Source organism: Asaia sp. HumB (genome assembly GCF_030263835.1).
Taxonomy (GTDB): domain Bacteria; phylum Pseudomonadota; class Alphaproteobacteria; order Acetobacterales; family Acetobacteraceae; genus Asaia; species Asaia bogorensis.
This window is the reverse complement of the sequence record NZ_JARPML010000001.1, coordinates 1-16,583: the sequence shown is the minus strand read 5'-3', so window position 1 is coordinate 16,583 and position 16,583 is coordinate 1. Positions and strand designations below refer to the sequence as shown.

Genomic DNA, 16,583 nt, shown 5'->3' with positions numbered 1-16,583 from the left:
CAAGGGGGGCAAGAAATGAGCGACACCAAGAACTGCGAGTATTGCGGAGCCACGTTCAGCCGTAAGCCAGGCGTACGCCTTTCCAAATGGCTGCCGCGCCGCTTCTGCAGCGTGGCTTGCGGTGCACATTGTGGAGGCAATGCCACTGGGAGCCGAAGCAAGAAAGAAAGAGCGTCTGGTCCGGCAAATATCGACCCGAAGTATGACGATTACTCCCTTGAGGACGTAGTGCGCGATTGTGGCGGCATCGAAGCACTTGCAGCGCACTTCGGAATATCGAGGCACGCGATCAGGTATTGGAACCGGGTGCCGACCAGGCGGCAATACGAAATCCGCGATCTATCCGGGATTCCGCTGGCCGTTATCGAGCGTGTCAAGAAATCGGAAGTCGTCGCCGAACAGCCGCAGAGCAAGCCGAAGATCACGCGCATTGAGCCGCTGCCTGCAGGTTCGCCAGAGACCTGGGGCGTGATGATGCCCGGTGTCTCATGGGCCGACGCTCAACGCGATATCGCGCAGATGGGCGCGCGCTGACATGAGCGAAGCACCCTGACCATCAAATGACGACCACGACCCCCACCGCAGCCGCAAACTGCTCGACCAGACGTTGGCGCGTCTGGCCCGTAGCGTGCGGGTGCAGCACCGACCAGAGCCGGGCGGCGCGCATGATGTCGAGAGCGATCACGGGCGTATCCAACCGCTGCGTGAACCTTCTCGCATCTGCCTCGACCAGTGGCTTGTCGTGCTCGTGGGTGGTGGTGTCGTCGTCCAATTCTGAACTCCCTCAAACTGCCGGTGACAAGGCAGATGATGGAGGAAAAACATGGGAAATAATCGGTCTCTCTCGGACCTATTTCAGTCTCAAATGGACCGAAATCGGTCCTTTCCGGCGAGTGCGCGGCCAATGAGTGCTGCAGCCCTCTCAATTCGAGATTCACTCCTGCAGGCCATAGCGCGCGAGTTTCGCCCTTTCAGGTCTGCAGCCGAATACCTGGCTCGTGCTGCGAACAAGACGCCACGGGCCGCAAAGAATTGGCTGTCAGGCGCCAATGCTCCCGATGCGGAAGCACTGATCGAACTGATGGCCTCGTGTTCATCCATAGCGGACGAGGTTGAACGCCTCGTTGCTGAGCGCCGTGCGGCGCGGGAGCAAGAATTATGCCTTGGTTCAAAATCAAGGTCGGTCGGTTTGGCATCGGAAGAGATGCAGGCCCTCCACCTTCATACCGTCTGACGTTTCTGCGGATCGTCTGGAAAGACTGGGATGCCTTCGAGGCTTGGGCGCTGGCTGAGGTCGATCGCTACAAGCGAGCGCTCGAAGCAGCACGGAAGGAGCTTCAGAAATGACCCGCTCCAACCAGATCGATGAAATCGACGTGCTGCGGATAGTAAAAGGCGCAATTTACCGTGCCGGGAGCCAAGTAGCTTTCGCGGAGCGAGGCGGTTTCAGCAAGCAGAAGCTCAACAATCAACTGCATGCCCGAGGAGCTGACCAGTTCTCGGATGATGTTTTGCGAGCTGCCAATATCAAGCGCGTCCAGGTCGTGACCGTGCATTACGAATTTATCGAGGAGCCCCGCTCATGACCAACGCAACCGACATGACAGGCCACAACAGCGGCGAGACCATGTTTTTTGATCCTGATGAAGCCGCTGCGAGCCGTGCGCGACAGGCTGCTGATCCTGAGTCCAATGTGGGCGGCATCGCCGTGGGGCGCCTCCGTTCCGTGATCGAAAGAGTCGAGAGGCTTGAGGAGGAGCGGAAAGCCCTTGCCGGTGACATCAAGGATATTTTCTCGGAAGCGAAAAGCGCCGGTTTCGATGTCGCGACGATCAAGAACATTATCAAGTTGCGCAAGAAAGAGCCGAACGAAATCGAGGAGCAGGAAACGCTGCTCGATATCTACAGACGTGCGCTTGGGATGTGAGCTATGCGAGAAATAACCTTCACCCTCCCCGCCCCCTTCCCGCTGCTTAATCACAGCATCGGGCAGAGCCGGTTTGCGCTCACTGGGATGCGCCGGAAGATGGCCCGGTCTGTCGCTATGGCGTCGACTGGTCTGCGCCCTCCTGAGCCGTTCAGCAAGGCGCATGTCGTGATTGAGCGGTACTCCGTGGGGTCGCCGGATAATGATGGCCTCCAGGGTGGTGCAAAGTTCCTGATCGACAGCCTGACGACGCCGCGCCTGCTCAACCAGAAAAAGGCAGATGCCAAGCGGGTGGTGCGGAACAAGCGCGGCCTCGGCTTCATTGTCGATGACGCTCCGCAACACGCCAAAATCGAGGTGATCGGCATCAAGTGCAAGCGCGCCGAACAGCGGACAGTCGTGACCATTCGCGAGGTGGTGGGATGATCAAACCAGAACCCCTGACGCCCCCAGATTGCGACCTGCGGGGGCTCCCATTCATGCAATTGGACGTGTCCAGACTGGTCGATAGCGACATGTTTGCGCTGTCTACGGGAGAGGAATTTAAGGCCGCTGTTGCGCTCTGGTGCAAGTCGTGGCTCCAAATTCCCGCGTCGAGCCTCCCGAATGATGACCGAGTGCTTGCCCATCTTTCGGGTTCAGGCTCACGGTGGGGCCGCATCAAAGAGATGGCTCTGCGTGGTTGGGTGCTGTGTTCTGATGGCCGTTTATACCACCCTACGGTGGCCGAAAAAGCCCGCCACGCTTGGGAATCTCGCGTGCGACAGCGCGAGAGAGCCGCAAAGCGTTGGGAGAAGTCTGGCCGCGCAACCGGCAATGCCACGGCATCGGACTCACAAGAGCCACGGGAATGCCACGGCATATCCCACGGCAATGCCATAGAGAGGGAGAGGGAGAATACCCCTATAGTCCCCACGGGGGACGAACCGACGCTCGAACTCGAAACCGAAGACGCAAACTCGGGAAACGAGACAGAGGGCCCGGCCAGGGACTTCGAAGCCTTCTGGAGCGCCTACCCACGCAAGGATGGGAAGGCATCGGCTCGGAAGGCCTACGACAGGGCCCGGCGCAAGATCGGGCACGAGGCGATCATGCGCGCCGTCTCAGCGTGGCCCTTTGGCGACAACGTCCGCAACGGCCAAGACTTCCGCCCGCACCCAGCCTCCTGGCTCAATGGAGAGCGGTGGAACGACGAGAGCGTAATCCACGCAACGGCCAAGCCCATCGCCTCGCAATATCCGCCTGAGGTCGAAGCCGCGCACAAGGCGGCAAAGCGCGAATGGGCCCGAACGGGATGCCAGGGACCGCCTCCAATGATCCAGGATTTCGCAGAAGGAGCACGGGCATGATCCAGCACATAGCCGAGCCGTTCTTCACGAACCGGCAGCGCATGAACAGCACTTTTGCCGACGCGATCGTGCAAGGCGGCCTGAGCCGTGACGAGATCGAGGACGAGATCGAGGCTACGGCCAAGGCGCTTCGCCTCATCGCAGATCTTCAATTCGGGAGGAATGACCGTGAGTGAGTCCATCTTCCTCCCGCCCAAGCGGTCGCTCGACACGTTCGAGGCCGAGTGCTCGCTTGTCGCCGGCGTGTTGCTCAACAGCGGCTCGCTCGAACTGGTCGATGACCTCCTGACGCCGGGGGCTTTCACGTCCGAGGCGTTGGGGGAGATCTACCGGATCGCCCGTGACCGCATCCAGTCCGGCAGGGCCTGCGACTTCATCACGATCCGCGGAGAGGCCGAGACGAACCCGAAAACGGCTGAGTTCTGGAAAGCCTCTGCCTCCAAGCTCGCTACGGCGTTCGTCGGCAAGCCAGTCATGCGCGGTTACGCCCAGGCCATTGCGGACACTGCACTCCTGCGCTCGCTGAAGGAGGAAGGCGAAAGCCTGATCCTCGACGTGGTGCACTCCGGCGAAAAGACCGGCGCGGTTCTGGTCGAGGAATTGCAGGAGCGCATCGAGCGTCTCGCACTGACTGGCGACACCGAACGCCCGATGAAGACCTCGGCAAACGCGATAGACATGCTCCTAGAGGCCACAGAAGCCGCGTGGAAGGCAGGGAGCGCCCTTTCTGGTATCGATACCGGGTACGAGGGTCTGAACGGCCTCCTGAGCGGCCTGAAGCCGGGCGGCGTGTATGTCATCGCGGCACGACCGGGCGTGGGTAAGTCGTCCCTGATGCTGGGGATCGCGATGCGGGCTGCCCAACGCAACGGCCGGGGCCTGATCTGGTCCGGCGAAATGTCTGCCGAGGAACTGATGAGCAAGGCTATCGCTGGCAAGGTCGGGATGCCGGTCGATGCGGTCATGACCGGCCACTGGAAATTCGCAGATGGTGAGCGCCGGCCGCTTTCCCGCGAGGACATGGAGCGGATCGTCTCGGCCGGTATGGCTGCCAGAGATATCCCGCTTATGGTCGATGACCGGGAAGGCGCGACCGTTCAGCAGATCCTCACACGGGCCCGACGCATGAAAAGGCAGAAGCAGGGCCTGGCGTTCATCGCGCTCGACTACCTGCAACTCATGGAGGCCAGCGCCGCCGTGAAGCGATCCGGCAACCGGACGGCGGAAGTCACCGAGATCAGCCGCGACGTGGCACGTATGGCGCGGGAATTGAACGTTCCAGTGATCGCCCTATCCCAGCTTAACCGGCAATCCGAGAACCGCGAGGACCGCCGCCCCTCCCTGTCCGATATCCGCGACAGTGGCGCAATCGAGCAGGATGCCCGCTGTGTGATGGCGCTCTATCGCGAGGAAATGGCGCTGCGACTACGGATTGGCGAAGATGGCGATGTGAGCAGGAACAACGGCGAGAGCGATGCTGCGTACCAGAAGCGATCAGGCGAAGTGCTGGATCGACTGCGCCAGGTCACAGGCTTGGCCGAGGTGATCGTGCTCAAAAACCGAGGCGGCAGGACCGGAATTGTCGGGATGCAGTTCGACGGGCCTTCGACATGGTTCCGGGGCTCGGACGAGCGCCAGAATAGCGCGGCCTGGTGATGGAGAAAACCATGAAAAACCCAGCAAATCCGGGCGATTTCGGTACAAACGGGACTCGGGGTGTGGTAGGATCGGGCATGAGCGAAACGTTAGGAACATCACCGTTCAACCCGACTGCATGGGCTGTCGCTTCTCAGTCGGAACGAGAGAAATGGCTCAGAGACAACCCGAGCGCGTGGGGTGGAGACCGCCCAGGCACGGCGATGGACGAGTTGCGGAGAAGGTTCACAACGGCCCTTGTGCTTCTTACCCCAGGACGCACACCATGAGCGAAACGACGAAGCGGGCGATCCCGACCGACCTCATGGACATCGACACGCGATGGGCCGAACGAGTGGACGCAACGCACCTGATCGCCAAGCCACTGCCGTATCATGCCGCGAGAGCCAATTTGCGGGCCGCTGATGGCGGTGCAGAGCGTGAGACGACAAACTCACCGGCGGAAATTGGAACGGGCTGTACGGGGTGGAAATGGGCTCCTGTGACGTCGAAGGAAAGTTTCCGTCTGAGGGGGTTCAAGCATGTCATTCGGTGATGCGATGAAGAATTTCGGCAAGTGGTGCGCGTTTGGACTGCTCGGGGTCGGCGCTGCTCTGCTCTGGGTCATCGGCTGGCGTATGACGTTCGACGCTGAATGGATCGACGGTCCTGTGACGCTCGCAATCGCCTTCGGGCTATGGTCCCTCGCCTATTCGATCAGACCTCCGCGTGAAGTCGTCGTGGTCGTGCGGAAATGCGGGACGGTGGATGTTCGCGCGAACGGGAAGGTTTTTCGCGCTTCTGGTGGGGAGGGGGTTTGATGGAACACCTGATAGCGCTCGCCATAATAACCGTTCCGCTTTGTATCTGGCTGATGCGCCGGTGTCGGCATAAATTCACGCTGGTCGACAAGGTGCGGATCGTGGATGATTTCGAGGTCTGCGTTGGCGCGAAGTATGTCTTGCAGTGCGAGCACTGCGGCAAAATCAAATTTGCTCATCGGTGAGACCGCCAGTGACCCGCCTACCCTTCCCCACATGGTGCGACCTTGCCGACACACTCGCCGGCCGAGACCCCGACCAGCGCGTGACGGACGACGACCCGGGGTTCTGGATCGGGCTTTGGTTGCAGGGCGCCACGCCAGCCGATGCGGTGGCGGTTTTGGTGGAGTTCTGACGGGGTTTTCGTTGTACCGGGGGGCTGGTTCTGGTAGGATTTGGGTATGGCCATATCCCCCGAAATCGCAGCAACGATCTCCGAAATGTCCAAGCCCAAAGCGGAGGATCGGCCTTTTGCCGTGCGATCCGCAAAGCCGCTCGGCCCCACTCCGGAGCGCATGACGAAGCCGGACTATTTCGGCGCTCGTGACAGCCGCAAAAAAGTGCGTGCCCTCCTGTCTCTGCGTGAATCCGGCGAACTGAGTTCCGAGAGCGAAACGGTCGCGAGACACTGGATAGACGATTACCAGTACGCGAATTTCGGGTATGCCGACTTCATGCGCGATCCTGTCCCGGACGATTACGTGAAGGGCGATGCCATTACTTTCGGGCTCAACCGGGCGCATGGCGGGCACCGTATCGCGCTGATCCGTGACAGTCTCGGGGCTGACACTCACCAGTTCCTCGTCCGCCTGCTCATTGCCGAACACTCGTTCAGCGAGATGGCCCGCGACCTTGTGCCCCACATTAAGGGAACGCCGGGTGGCAAGGCGATCCGACAACGCGCCGTGATGCTGCTCAAGCTGCTGCCGTCCATCTATCGCGCCGCAGTAGCGGAACAGAAGCGGCTCGCAGAGGCAGTGCGCAATTAACGCTGTACCTTGACCAAACCGCGTGCTAATTCTCGCTAGAATTCCAAAATTGCGCGGTTCGTCATGCTCCCTCAGTCGGTTCGATTGGAGAGAGGCGACGTGCTGCGCGTGAATGACGCCCGGTTTATTGTGGTTGCCGCCAATGGCGACGACGCTGCCGGGTGCATAATCCTTGCAGATCCTGAGAACCGGCACCGATCGGACATGCCGCTTCATTGGGCGCAGGCTTTCCGTCTGGGTATCCGTGGCGAGTGCGTCGTCCGATGCGCACCCCAGATGATCAGGATGGCGGACCGGCAAGAGCGCGTTGGAAAAGTGGCGCTCGTTGTTGCCGATCAGGTGGCGTCATTCGTGGCGCGTGAGATGCAGATACAGGCGAGAGAAGACGGATGGCGAAGCGACCGGGGAAGGTAGCTGAAGCACAGGCCGAAGCTCCTGCCCCCCGTGGCAGGCCGAGCGGATATTGCGCTGAGCTTGCGCGCGATATCTGCCTTCTGCTCGCTGAAGGAAAATCCCTGCGCCGCATATGCACTGAAGAACGCTTCCCATCGGAGTCCACCGTTCGCGGATGGGTTGTCGATGATCGGGAAGGTTTTTCCGCGCAATACGCACGCGCAAAAGAGATGGGTCTGCACTCCATGGCAGAGGAAACCATTGAGATTGCGGACGATGGGACCAACGACACGTATACGAAAGAGGATGGGTCGGAGGGCGTGAATTCAGACGTGGTGCAGCGTTCGCGCTTGCGAGTGGATGCCCGCAAGTGGTTCCTCTCGAAGATGATGCCCAAGGTTTACGGCGACAAGGTGACGCAAGAAATGACGGGGGTGGATGGAGCGCCGTTGCAGATGCCGACGCTGGTGATTGCGCCTTTCCAATCAAGAGATGAGCCAGACGAGAATTGAAATCCCGCCTGCGTTCGGTGATTTTGGGCGCGGGTACCGTTACCGGGTCTGGTATGGTGGGCGCGGCTCTTCCAAATCCTGGACCGTTTCGCGTGTTCTTGTGGCGCTGGCTGCAACCCGACCGATCCGGGTGCTGTGCGTTCGCGAGTTTCAGAACTCCATCAATGATTCAGTCAAGCGGCTCTTGGCCGACCAGATCGAAGCTCTGGGACTGACGCCATGGTTCAAGGTGCAGGAAACAAGCATCTCATCCAAGGCGGGTGCAGAGTTTCTGTTCAAGGGCCTTGCCCGCAATATCCAGGGCATCAAGTCCACAGAAGGCGTAGATATCTGCTGGGTCGAGGAAGGTCAGACCGTCAGCCAGTCGTCGCTCGATATCCTGATCCCGACCATTCGTAAGGCCGGGTCCGAACTCTGGTTCACCTACAATCCAGAGCACGACGACGACCCCATGCACCGGCTTATGCTGATGCTGCAGGACGAGGGCGGCGCTCTGGTCCGCAAGGTCGGCTGGCAGGATAACCCGTGGTTTCCGCCTGAACTGAACGCCGAACGGCAACTGCTGCTCAGGCACGACCCGGAGGCTTACGAGCACGTCTGGGAAGGTGAATGCAGGACGATCAGCGAAGCGGTTGTGTTCCGGCACCGCGTGTCGTTTGAGGAATTTGAGACGCCGGATAACGCCCGGTTCTACTTCGGGGCTGACTGGGGATTTTCACAAGATCCAACGGCGCTCATCCGGGCATTCATCGATGATGACGTGCTCTATGTCGATCAGGAAGCGTTCGGCCTCGGTGTAGAGATGGATGAGTTGCCCACCTTGTTCGACCGGGTGCCGGGCTCGCGTGACTGGCCGATCCTGGCCGATTGCGCGAGGCCAGAGACGATCAGCTACATGGCGAACCGGCATCGCTTTCGCATCATGCCAGCCGAGAAATGGAAAGGCTGTGTTGAGGACGGCATCGAGCGCATCAAAGCGTTCCGCAAGATCGTGGTGCACCCACGCTGCGAGCAGATCGCCAAGGAATTCCGAATGTATTCCTACAAGGTCGACCCGCGAGATGCGCGCCTGATCCTGCCTAAGCTCGAAGACAAGTGGAACCACGGCATCGATGCCCTGCGCTATGCCCTCTCGCCCCTGATCCAGAACCGCCGCAAGGCTCCCGACTTCTCCGCATTTAACGCCCTACCCAACCGCAGACGATAGGCCCATCCATGGCAGCTTGGTTCACCCGCAAGGCCGCAACTCCGGCTGTGCGAGTAGAGCCGCGTCCTACCGATAGGAAAGAGCCACGCATTTCATTCGCAAGGTTTGCGCAGGATGCCGATCTTGCCGAACTGGCGCGGGTTGAGGCGGCCACGCGGTCGTTCCAGCCGTACCAGCCTCCGGCTGGCGTGCGTGGTGCTGCACTCGCGATGGATGACGCCATGTCCCTCCCCGCCGGGTTCGGCGCGTGGGCGGGCGAGAACATTGGCATCATTGAAGGCTACATTGCGGACGGCCTGAGTTTCCAAGGCTATCCGTATCTTGCCCAGATGATGCAGCGGGCCGAGTTCCGTAAGCCGGTCGATGTGCTGGCCAGGAGTGCACCCGCGAGTGGATCAGGTTCCGCAGCAAGAAGCAGACGGCCTCGCCGGGCGACGATAAAGCCGCAGCCAAGCGCATCTCCGAGATCGAGACGGCCTTCAAATCGTTCCACATCCGCGAGGTAATCCGCGAGCAGATCCGGCATGGCCTCGGCTACGGCATCGGCCACGTATGGGCTGACGTCGGAGATCTTGGTTACGGCGCGCTGGATCAGGAAAAGCCCCTGCGCGTCAACAAGAACGGCATGGCTCAGGGCGCTCTTCGCAGATTTGCGAACGTTGAGCCGATCTGGACGACCCCGGCCAATTACAACGCCGACACGCCGCTGCGTGATGACTTCTACAAGCCATCCGTCTGGTGGGTTCAGGGATCGCGGGTCCATTCGTCCCGCATGAAGAGCCTGGTTCCCTTCCCCGTTTCTCAGATGCTGGCGCCCGCCTTCAACTTCGGCGGCCTGTCGCTCACGCAGCAACTCAAAACCTACGTTCACAACTTCCTGCGCCTGCGCAACAGCGTGTCGAGCATTGCAGCCAACTTCTCGAAGCTGGTCCTACTGACGGACATGTTCGGGAACATGGCCACGCCGGAACGCTCCGACTTTGGCGATATCAACCCGAGTTCTGTGACGGGAAGAGCGAACTTCCTCCAAGGGGTATCGGATGGGCAGGATACGTTCGTCGCCGACAAGACCAGCGAGGACGTCAAGATCCTCGCCACCCCGCTTGGTGGCCTGAACGAACTACTTGCACAGGCCATGGAGGCCATGGCGTCGATCCCCGGCATCCCGCTGGTGAAGCTGTTCGGCATTCAGCCAACCGGCCTCAACGCCTCGTCTGACGGCGAAATCCGCGTCTTCTACGACGAGATAGCAGCATGGCAGGCGGACCAGATCGAGCCAACGCTGCGGTGGATGTTCAACCTCGTTCAGATCCATCTCTGGGGCGATATCGATCCGGACATCGATTACGAGTTTGTCCACCTCTGGCAGATGGACGAGAAGCAGGCTGCCGAGGTCGAGAAGCTTAAGTCCGACACCGACGCCGTGAACATCGTCTCGGGCAAGATATCGCCTGACGAGGCCCGCGAACGCGAGGCGACGGACGACACCAGCATCTATCGCAACGTGAACCTGACCGGCCCTGCCCCAGAAAAGCCTGAAGACGATCTGGATGACGGCAGCATGTCGGGTCTGCTGAGCAAGGCGGAGGGCGAAGAGTGACGAAACTCCGGTGCGACAGCGCGAAAGGGCGAACACTCGCCCCGCAGCGCCCGAACGCCGGAGTGGAAGCCGCTTATCGCAAGGCCCTGACTGATCTGGTCGAGGAAATGGCGGCGAGCGTCGATTACTGGGTCAAGGCGAACTACCGCAAGATTGTGCCGCAGGTGGCGCAGGACGCCTCTCCTGCCTCGGTGCTTCAGGGCATCATGAACAAGCTCACAGCGCGGTGGCGGACCCGGTTTAACGAGGTCGCCGACGAACTGGCCCGTCGCTTCGTGAAGCAGGCTCAGAGCCACGCTGACCGGCAACTGAGCCTGGACCTGCAACGCAACGGGTTTGCGATCAAGTTCAAGCCGTCGCAGGCTATGCGCGAACAAGCGGCGTTATCGGCGGCGGAAAATGTGGCGCTGATCAAGTCGATTCCTGAGCAATATCTGAAGGACGTTGGCCAAGCCGTTTATAGCTCGGCCTTGCGCGGCGGCGATCTTGGCACCCTGACGGCGGATCTCAAGCAGCGATACGGAATCACGCATCGGCGCGCTGCCTTCATCGCCCGCGACCAGAACCGCAAGGTTGGCGAGGCCATGACCCGCACCCGTCAGATGGGGCTCGGCATCACAGAGGCTATCTGGCAGCACTCACACGGCGGCAAGCATCCGCGAGAGAGCCACGTCAAGGCCGGTCGCGACAAGCTGCGCTACCGGCTCGACAAGGGCGCCTACATTGACGGGCAGTGGATTTTCCCCGGCTCCGAGCCGAATTGCCGGTGTGTCTCCAAGCCGATCATCCCAGGATTTGATGACTGATGACAAAGCAGGTCATGGCCTTCGACCGATCCGTTCGACGGGTCGATGATGACGGCCATCTACACGTCGAGCGGTGCATCCTCAGTGCGGCTGTAGTCTCGCCCTACTGGGGCAGCGAGATCAAGGACGCCGAACGCCTCGGGCTCAAGCCTGACGTGCTGTATCAGGTCTATCGCGATGCCGATGCCCTGCGTGATGCCGCAGCGAGCATGAACGGCAAGCCACTGATCGAGATCCACCAGCCGATCAGTGCCGACGCTCACCCCCGCGAAATCACGGTGGGCGCAGTCAACAACGTCTCATTCAATGCCCCCGACCTGATCGGCGAACTGTCGATCTGGGACGGTGACGCAATCGCACGAATTCAGGACGGCTCGAAGCGCAGCGTATCCGCTGGATATGCCTACGATATCGTCCCTGAGAGCGGGACCATCAACGGGCAGGAATACAGCCTAAAGATGGTCAACATCCGCTTCAACCATCTCGCCCTGGTCGAGAAACCCCGCGTTGACACCGCCATCATTGGCGACAGCGCATCCCCAACATTGGAGAGAAAGAGCATGGCTGGACACAAGCCCATGTCACCGGCGGCGAAGGTTTCAGCCGCTCTGAAGGCCGGTCGCCTCGCACTCGATGCCTCGGAAGAGGATGTGAAGAAGTGCATGGACGAGGAAGAGGACGACCGCAAGGAAGCCGAGGACGAGGAAGAAGAGGACAAGGACCGCAAGGCCGAAGACTCTGACGACACGGACGATGACGACGACGATGCCATGGACGAGGAAGAGGACGACAAGGACGACCGCAAGGCCGCCGATGCTGCCCCTCGGATGATCTCGCTTGCCGACGCCCGCCGCATGGCTCGTGACGAAGCCGCCCGCGCCGTGGCCAAGCAGGAACAGAAGGCCGCAGCCCTGCGCGTGGCTCTCGATGCCGTTCGCCCGGTCGTTGGCGACGTGCATGGCATGGACAGCGCCGCTTCAGTCTATCGCTATGCGCTCGCCGATCAGGGCGTGGCCTTTGACGGCGTTTCCGATGCCTCTGGTCTGGCCGCGATCTGGCGTGTCGTCACGCAGCGTCAGGCATCCCCTCGCCGCATCGCCGCCGACAGCGCCGTTGCCACTGATTCCCCGATCGCGGGCAAGTCTGCTCGCATCAAGGCATAAGGAGCCTGACCGATGGGTTTCCCCAACAAGATCAATTACAACTGGGCGGTCGGCTTCCCTGGCGGGATCGCCTCGGCCAATCCCGACGCTCGGCCATTCCCGGCTCGCTCGGTTTCCGCGCTGGTTCGGCTGGCGTAGCGGTCGGCGCGTTCGGATGGGTGCAGGCTGACGGTGTGACCGTGCTGAACAAGCCGGTCGGCTCCGAAGCTCCCACGGGCTTCGTTCTGCGCGATCAGCAGGCTCTCATCACAGCCTATCTGGCCGAGAGCACCATGCTCCTGCCGAGCGGCTTCAACGTGCAGCTCATGTCGGGTGGCGATTACTTCGCCGTTGCCTCCACCGCAGCCACAGCAGGTCAGGCCGTCTATGCCTCGACCACTGACGGCAGCCTTCAGACGGGCGCGGCTGGCACGGTTCCGAGCGGCACCGTCGCCACAGGCTTCGTCGTCACGCAGGGCGGCGCTGCTGGCGCAACCATCATCATCTCCGGCGCCGTTGCGCCGATCTCCGGGAGCAACGAATAATGGCATCGTTTCGCGCTGAGGCCCCTCGCCTTGCGATGGATTGGGGCATCAACCTTCGCGGCGTCACGCACTACACCGACGAGAAGGGCGTGGCGCTCGACGCTGCTCCCGTGTTCGGTGCCGTAACCGCCCCGAACAGCGGCATCCCGGCGATCCTGAACACGACCGTCGATCCGCAGCTTATCCGCCAGCTCATCACTCCGACCAAATCCGAAGAGATTTACGGTTCGGAAAAGAAGGGCGACCGGACCAACAAGACCGTCATGTTCCCGGTCATCGAGTCCTCGGGTTACGCCGTGGCCTATGGTGACTACGAGCAGGGCGGCGACAGCAGCGCGAACGCCAATTGGGTGTCGCGTCAGTCCTTCCACTTCCAGACCTGGGCCAAGTACGGCGACCTTGAGTCGGAGATGATGGGAACGGCAAGCATCCCGTGGGTGGCTGAGCAGCGCACGGCGGGCGTATCGGTTCTCGCCAAGCAGCAGAACCTCATCAATTTGTTCGGCGTCTCGGGTCTTGAGAACTACGGCGCGCTGAACGATCCTGCCCTGCCTGCAGCCATCACGGCATCGGTCAAGACCGGGACGGCCACAGCGTGGACCAGCACGAGCGACCCGAACGCCGTCTATCAGGACTTCGTGAATCTGTTCGCGGCGCTCAACAAGGCGCTGATGGGCAACATCGACAATCAGACGCGGCTCAAGGTAGTTGTGCCGTCCGAATTGTCGCAGGTCATGAACTACGCCAACACCTACGGCGTCACCTTGGCTGCTCTCATCAAGCAGTCCTGGCCGAACATGGAGATCGTGTTCCTGCCGGAAGCAGGCGTCACCATGTCGGGCGGCTACACCAGCGCCAATGTCATGCAGATGTTCGCGCCCGAGATCGACGGGGTTGAAACGGTCTCGACCGCCTTCACCGAGAAGCTGACGATGCACCGTATCGAGCAGTATTCGACCAATGCACGCCAGAAGATGAGCCGTGGCGGATGGGGCACGATCTGGAAGCGTCCCATGGCTGTTGCACAGATGGTGGGGATCTGATCATGGCTGATACCGTCACTGTTCTCTGCCGCCTTCCCCATGGCCTGGAACTCCGCATTGCTCCTGATGGTGATGTGGAGCGGCGTGCCAAACTCAGCGCCGATGACAAGCCCGACCGCAGCCCGGTCGGCTACGTCCAGAGCGTCACCGTCAACGGCGCCAACCGTGCGCCGGACTACCATCCCAAGGACAATGTCCTGCTGGGTCGTGTCGGGCGCACGCAGGTCGAGAAATCCTTTTGGGATAAGTGGCTCGCCCAGCACAAGGACAGCGACCTTGTGAAGAACCATTGCGTCTTTGCGGAAGTGACCGAGCGTGCAGCCGATGCGAAGGCCCGCGAGTTTGCGACCGAAAAGACCGGGTTCGAGGGCGTCAGTCCTGAGGATCTGAAGCGCAAGGGCATGGAAGCGGAGACCGCGACCCGATGACCGACACCGTGCCGCAACCGGGCGTTGTCACGTTCGACTATGCGGCGTGGTCAGCGGCCTATCATGAGTTGGCATCCTCGGTAACAGAGGCAGCCGCTCAGGCCCGGTTCGATATGGCAACCGCCATTCTCGACAACAGCGCCTACAGCCCCGAGCCTGACGTAACCAAGCGAACGCGGCTGCTCTACCTGCTGACCGCGCATATCGCGTTCCTGTTCCTGCCCCAGTCTCAGGGCGGGCGCGGGGCCGATAGCGTCGGGCGGCTGGCCTCGGCCACCCGTGGCAGCGTCTCGGTCTCGTTCGATGCCGGTTCGACAGCAGCCAATCAGTCATGGTTCGCCCAGACGCAATATGGCCTCATGTTCTGGCAGGCGACCATCTATCTCCGACAGATGCGGTTCATCCCCGGACGCTCCGCACGCGCAAGGATCTGGCCCTGATGGCAAAGCAGGTACTCAGGGGCGGCGACAAGCTGCGCAAGGCGTTGGACGACCTCGCGAAGAAGGTGGCGCGTGGCGGTACTGTCGAGGCGGGGTTCATCGACGGTCGGACATACTCCGACGCCGCCAAAACCCCAGTCGCGCAGGTTGCGCAATGGAACGAGTTTGGAACCTCGACCTCACCCCCTCGTCCTTTCATGCGGCAAACGATCAACGATCACCAAGACGGCTGGGGTAAGGCTCTCGCGACCTCGCTCAAAGCGACAGATTATGACGTGCATCGATCCTTGGATTTCGTGGGCGAAATAATCGATGACCAGATCAGGACCAGCATCAGAGAAGGCAGCTTCGCGCCGATCTCGGAGAGAACCCTTGAAGCCCGTCTGGCGTCCTCCAAACGCACAGGCACACTCAAGTCGGTGAACATGGAGACTGCATGCAAGCCGCTCGTGGACACGGGGCTCATGCTTGGCTCAGTCAGCCACGAGGTGTCTGATGATTGACGTGTTCGGCATCGCCTCTGGCGCGCTGGGGATCGTCAACCCGGCCACAACCGTCACGGTGAAGTGCTCGGACGGGAAAACGATTGAGCCTGATGGGTCGGTCACGCTCAAGACGTTCACCCTTGCCGTTGAGGCCGACATTCAGGCCGTCTCGGCGGGTGATCTTGAGCATGTGGCCAGCATCAACCAGCAGGCTGATATGCGCGCCGTCGATATCCGGGCGGCCTCAAGGGGCTTTCCCGCCCGCTGCAAGTTGGCGGCGATCTTCTCAATTTCTACGGCTCTGACTGGCTCGTAACGCAGCCGGTCGAGGAATGGGGTTTCGGCGAATGGTCCAAAGTGATTGTGACCCGGCAGACAGCGGCCCCCTCTCCCATGTGACGCTCTCCCCGACCGATCGCGAGATAAACACCGCGCTCCGGTCCTGGCTCCTGACGGTCGTGCCGAATGGTGTGGAGGTGATGCAGGGCCAGCTTAACCGGGTGGCAGCCCCGCCCGGCCCCTTCATCGTTTTCACGCCGCTCTTTCGCCGGCGCATCGCCACCAACGCATCACGCTACACCAGCACGACGCGCGAAGTGGTCGAGCCGATGGAGTGCACGGTCCAGATATCGGCCTTCGGTTCGGTATCTGGCGAGGCCGTGCAGCGTGTCGTGGCCCTCTGGCGGGACATGTATGCGGCTGACTGGCTGCGCAACGCCACAGGCGGCGTCATGGCCCCTCTCTACGCCTCTGAGCCGCGTCAGACCGGCTTCATCAACAGCGACAAGCAATACGAGGACAACTGGACGGCAGACCTGAAATTCCAGGTCAATTTCACCGTCTCGACCCCTCAGGACTTTGCCCAATCCATCACCGTCGATCTCCGCGAGGTCGATGCTCTTTCCCCTCACCCAAGGAGTGAACGCCCGTGGCGGTCGGAACACCTATCTCCCTCGTCGTGTCGGTCGTGCCGGGCACAATCCCGGCGAACGGCACCCTCGATTTCCTCAATGGCCTCGTAATCACTGCCGACATAGCCGCAGTCCCTAACGGAACTACGAAGGTATTTCATGACCTTGCAAGCGTCGGCGTAACATTCGGCACCAGTTCGAATGAATACAAAATCGCTGAAGCGTATTTCGTGGGATACGATAATGCGTTCCAATTTCCTGCCACCCTCTACTTCGCAGGATATGGCCCGGACTCGACTCCGGCATCGTTCATGTCGTCCGACGCTATCACGTCTCTCCCCTGGACGGGG

The 16,583-nt window shown here is 61.0% G+C and carries 28 protein-coding genes and 1 pseudogene; 26 read left to right on the top strand and 3 right to left on the bottom strand.

The annotated features are described in order from the left end of the window. Positions 1-15: 15 nt before the first annotated feature. The gene (locus P5689_RS00140; protein WP_285531580.1) at positions 16-534 is read left to right on the top strand and encodes a hypothetical protein; all 519 of its coding nucleotides are present in this window, start codon (positions 16-18) and stop codon (positions 532-534) included. Between the two features lie 22 nt (positions 535-556). Here the strand turns inward: P5689_RS00140 and P5689_RS00135 are convergent, their stop codons facing one another. Beyond that, positions 557-772 carry a hypothetical protein gene (locus P5689_RS00135; protein ID WP_062164660.1) on the bottom strand — a complete coding sequence of 72 codons (216 nt, stop codon included), beginning with the start codon at positions 770-772 and terminating at the stop codon, positions 557-559. Between the two features lie 386 nt (positions 773-1,158). Here P5689_RS00135 and P5689_RS00130 point away from each other — a divergent pair, with 386 nt between their 5' ends. From P5689_RS00130 to P5689_RS00095, 9 genes and pseudogenes are all read left to right on the top strand, one after another. Further along, positions 1,159-1,347 (top strand): hypothetical protein, encoded by a 189-nt coding sequence (locus P5689_RS00130; RefSeq protein WP_127100802.1) that lies wholly within the window; start codon positions 1,159-1,161, stop codon positions 1,345-1,347. Further along, positions 1,344-1,586, top strand: coding sequence for a hypothetical protein (locus P5689_RS00125; RefSeq protein ID WP_285531565.1), 243 nt, complete (start codon positions 1,344-1,346; stop codon positions 1,584-1,586). The genes P5689_RS00130 and P5689_RS00125 overlap by 4 nt, the downstream gene beginning before the upstream one ends. 41 nt (positions 1,587-1,627) lie before the next feature. Continuing rightward, positions 1,628-1,927: a DUF2312 domain-containing protein gene (locus P5689_RS00120; protein WP_285531809.1), complete on the top strand. Its 300-nt coding sequence runs from the start codon at positions 1,628-1,630 to the stop codon at positions 1,925-1,927. A 117-nt stretch (positions 1,928-2,044) separates the two neighbouring features. Next, positions 2,045-2,353: a hypothetical protein gene (locus tag P5689_RS00115; RefSeq protein WP_285531564.1), complete on the top strand. Its 309-nt coding sequence runs from the start codon at positions 2,045-2,047 to the stop codon at positions 2,351-2,353. Then, positions 2,350-2,649: pseudogene (locus P5689_RS15515) on the top strand (DUF1376 domain-containing protein); the annotation flags it as partial. The gene P5689_RS00115 and the pseudogene P5689_RS15515, both read left to right, overlap by 4 nt. Before the next feature lie 369 nt (positions 2,650-3,018). Then, positions 3,019-3,276 (top strand): hypothetical protein, encoded by a 258-nt coding sequence (locus P5689_RS00110; RefSeq protein WP_285531561.1) that lies wholly within the window; start codon positions 3,019-3,021, stop codon positions 3,274-3,276. Beyond that, on the top strand, positions 3,273-3,452 hold the full coding sequence (locus P5689_RS00105; RefSeq protein ID WP_285531559.1) for a hypothetical protein: 180 nt from the start codon (positions 3,273-3,275) through the stop codon (positions 3,450-3,452). The genes P5689_RS00110 and P5689_RS00105 overlap by 4 nt, the downstream gene beginning before the upstream one ends. Continuing rightward, on the top strand, positions 3,445-4,932 hold the full coding sequence (locus P5689_RS00100) for a DnaB-like helicase C-terminal domain-containing protein (protein ID WP_285531557.1): 1,488 nt from the start codon (positions 3,445-3,447) through the stop codon (positions 4,930-4,932). Before P5689_RS00105 ends, P5689_RS00100 begins: the two co-directional genes overlap by 8 nt. 265 nt (positions 4,933-5,197) lie before the next feature. After that, positions 5,198-5,467, top strand: coding sequence for a hypothetical protein (locus P5689_RS00095; RefSeq protein ID WP_285531556.1), 270 nt, complete (start codon positions 5,198-5,200; stop codon positions 5,465-5,467). Positions 5,468-5,620: 153 nt separating this feature from the next. Here the strand turns inward: P5689_RS00095 and P5689_RS00090 are convergent, their stop codons facing one another. Next, positions 5,621-5,911, bottom strand: a complete 291-nt coding sequence (locus P5689_RS00090; RefSeq protein ID WP_285531555.1) for a hypothetical protein — start codon at positions 5,909-5,911, stop codon at positions 5,621-5,623. A 222-nt stretch (positions 5,912-6,133) separates the two neighbouring features. Between P5689_RS00090 and P5689_RS00085 the strand changes: the two genes are divergently transcribed. From P5689_RS00085 to P5689_RS00070, 4 genes are all read left to right on the top strand, one after another. Then, positions 6,134-6,721 carry a hypothetical protein gene (locus tag P5689_RS00085; RefSeq protein ID WP_285531554.1) on the top strand — a complete coding sequence of 196 codons (588 nt, stop codon included), beginning with the start codon at positions 6,134-6,136 and terminating at the stop codon, positions 6,719-6,721. Positions 6,722-6,784: 63 nt separating this feature from the next. Then, entirely contained in the window at positions 6,785-7,135 is a 351-nt protein-coding gene (locus P5689_RS00080; protein WP_285531553.1) for a hypothetical protein, read from the top strand. Next, positions 7,111-7,626 (top strand): hypothetical protein, encoded by a 516-nt coding sequence (locus P5689_RS00075; RefSeq protein ID WP_285531552.1) that lies wholly within the window; start codon positions 7,111-7,113, stop codon positions 7,624-7,626. The genes P5689_RS00080 and P5689_RS00075 overlap by 25 nt, the downstream gene beginning before the upstream one ends. Continuing rightward, complete coding sequence (locus P5689_RS00070) at positions 7,607-8,833, top strand: PBSX family phage terminase large subunit (RefSeq protein WP_285531551.1); 1,227 nt, start codon at positions 7,607-7,609, stop codon at positions 8,831-8,833. The genes P5689_RS00075 and P5689_RS00070 overlap by 20 nt, the downstream gene beginning before the upstream one ends. Positions 8,834-8,925: 92 nt before the next feature. Here the strand turns inward: P5689_RS00070 and P5689_RS00065 are convergent, their stop codons facing one another. Further along, positions 8,926-9,141: a hypothetical protein gene (locus P5689_RS00065; RefSeq protein WP_285531550.1), complete on the bottom strand. Its 216-nt coding sequence runs from the start codon at positions 9,139-9,141 to the stop codon at positions 8,926-8,928. A gap of 86 nt (positions 9,142-9,227) precedes the next feature. Here P5689_RS00065 and P5689_RS00060 point away from each other — a divergent pair, with 86 nt between their 5' ends. The 12 genes from P5689_RS00060 to P5689_RS00005 all read left to right on the top strand — a co-directional run. Then, the gene (locus tag P5689_RS00060) at positions 9,228-10,433 is read left to right on the top strand and encodes a DUF1073 domain-containing protein (RefSeq protein ID WP_285531808.1); all 1,206 of its coding nucleotides are present in this window, start codon (positions 9,228-9,230) and stop codon (positions 10,431-10,433) included. Further along, positions 10,430-11,239 (top strand): phage minor head protein, encoded by an 810-nt coding sequence (locus P5689_RS00055; protein WP_285531549.1) that lies wholly within the window; start codon positions 10,430-10,432, stop codon positions 11,237-11,239. The genes P5689_RS00060 and P5689_RS00055 overlap by 4 nt, the downstream gene beginning before the upstream one ends. Further along, on the top strand, positions 11,239-12,402 hold the full coding sequence (locus P5689_RS00050) for a DUF2213 domain-containing protein (protein WP_285531548.1): 1,164 nt from the start codon (positions 11,239-11,241) through the stop codon (positions 12,400-12,402). Before P5689_RS00055 ends, P5689_RS00050 begins: the two co-directional genes overlap by 1 nt. Positions 12,403-12,414: 12 nt before the next feature. Next, positions 12,415-12,540 carry a hypothetical protein gene (locus P5689_RS00045; RefSeq protein WP_285531547.1) on the top strand — a complete coding sequence of 42 codons (126 nt, stop codon included), beginning with the start codon at positions 12,415-12,417 and terminating at the stop codon, positions 12,538-12,540. A 35-nt stretch (positions 12,541-12,575) separates the two neighbouring features. After that, positions 12,576-12,926, top strand: coding sequence for a hypothetical protein (locus tag P5689_RS00040; RefSeq protein WP_285531546.1), 351 nt, complete (start codon positions 12,576-12,578; stop codon positions 12,924-12,926). After that, positions 12,926-13,969 carry a hypothetical protein gene (locus P5689_RS00035; protein ID WP_285531545.1) on the top strand — a complete coding sequence of 348 codons (1,044 nt, stop codon included), beginning with the start codon at positions 12,926-12,928 and terminating at the stop codon, positions 13,967-13,969. Before P5689_RS00040 ends, P5689_RS00035 begins: the two co-directional genes overlap by 1 nt. A 2-nt stretch (positions 13,970-13,971) precedes the next feature. Then, complete coding sequence (locus tag P5689_RS00030) at positions 13,972-14,397, top strand: hypothetical protein (protein ID WP_285531544.1); 426 nt, start codon at positions 13,972-13,974, stop codon at positions 14,395-14,397. Further along, positions 14,394-14,837, top strand: a complete 444-nt coding sequence (locus tag P5689_RS00025; RefSeq protein ID WP_285531543.1) for a DUF4054 domain-containing protein — start codon at positions 14,394-14,396, stop codon at positions 14,835-14,837. Before P5689_RS00030 ends, P5689_RS00025 begins: the two co-directional genes overlap by 4 nt. Further along, complete coding sequence (locus P5689_RS00020; protein ID WP_285531542.1) at positions 14,837-15,340, top strand: hypothetical protein; 504 nt, start codon at positions 14,837-14,839, stop codon at positions 15,338-15,340. Before P5689_RS00025 ends, P5689_RS00020 begins: the two co-directional genes overlap by 1 nt. Beyond that, positions 15,333-15,638 carry a hypothetical protein gene (locus P5689_RS00015; RefSeq protein ID WP_285531541.1) on the top strand — a complete coding sequence of 102 codons (306 nt, stop codon included), beginning with the start codon at positions 15,333-15,335 and terminating at the stop codon, positions 15,636-15,638. The genes P5689_RS00020 and P5689_RS00015 overlap by 8 nt, the downstream gene beginning before the upstream one ends. Before the next feature lie 31 nt (positions 15,639-15,669). Beyond that, positions 15,670-16,344, top strand: a complete 675-nt coding sequence (locus P5689_RS00010; protein WP_285531540.1) for an LIC_12616 family protein — start codon at positions 15,670-15,672, stop codon at positions 16,342-16,344. Continuing rightward, the coding region (locus P5689_RS00005; protein ID WP_285531539.1) for a DUF3383 family protein at positions 16,251-16,583 on the top strand (333 nt) is incomplete at its 3' end. The genes P5689_RS00010 and P5689_RS00005, both read left to right, overlap by 94 nt.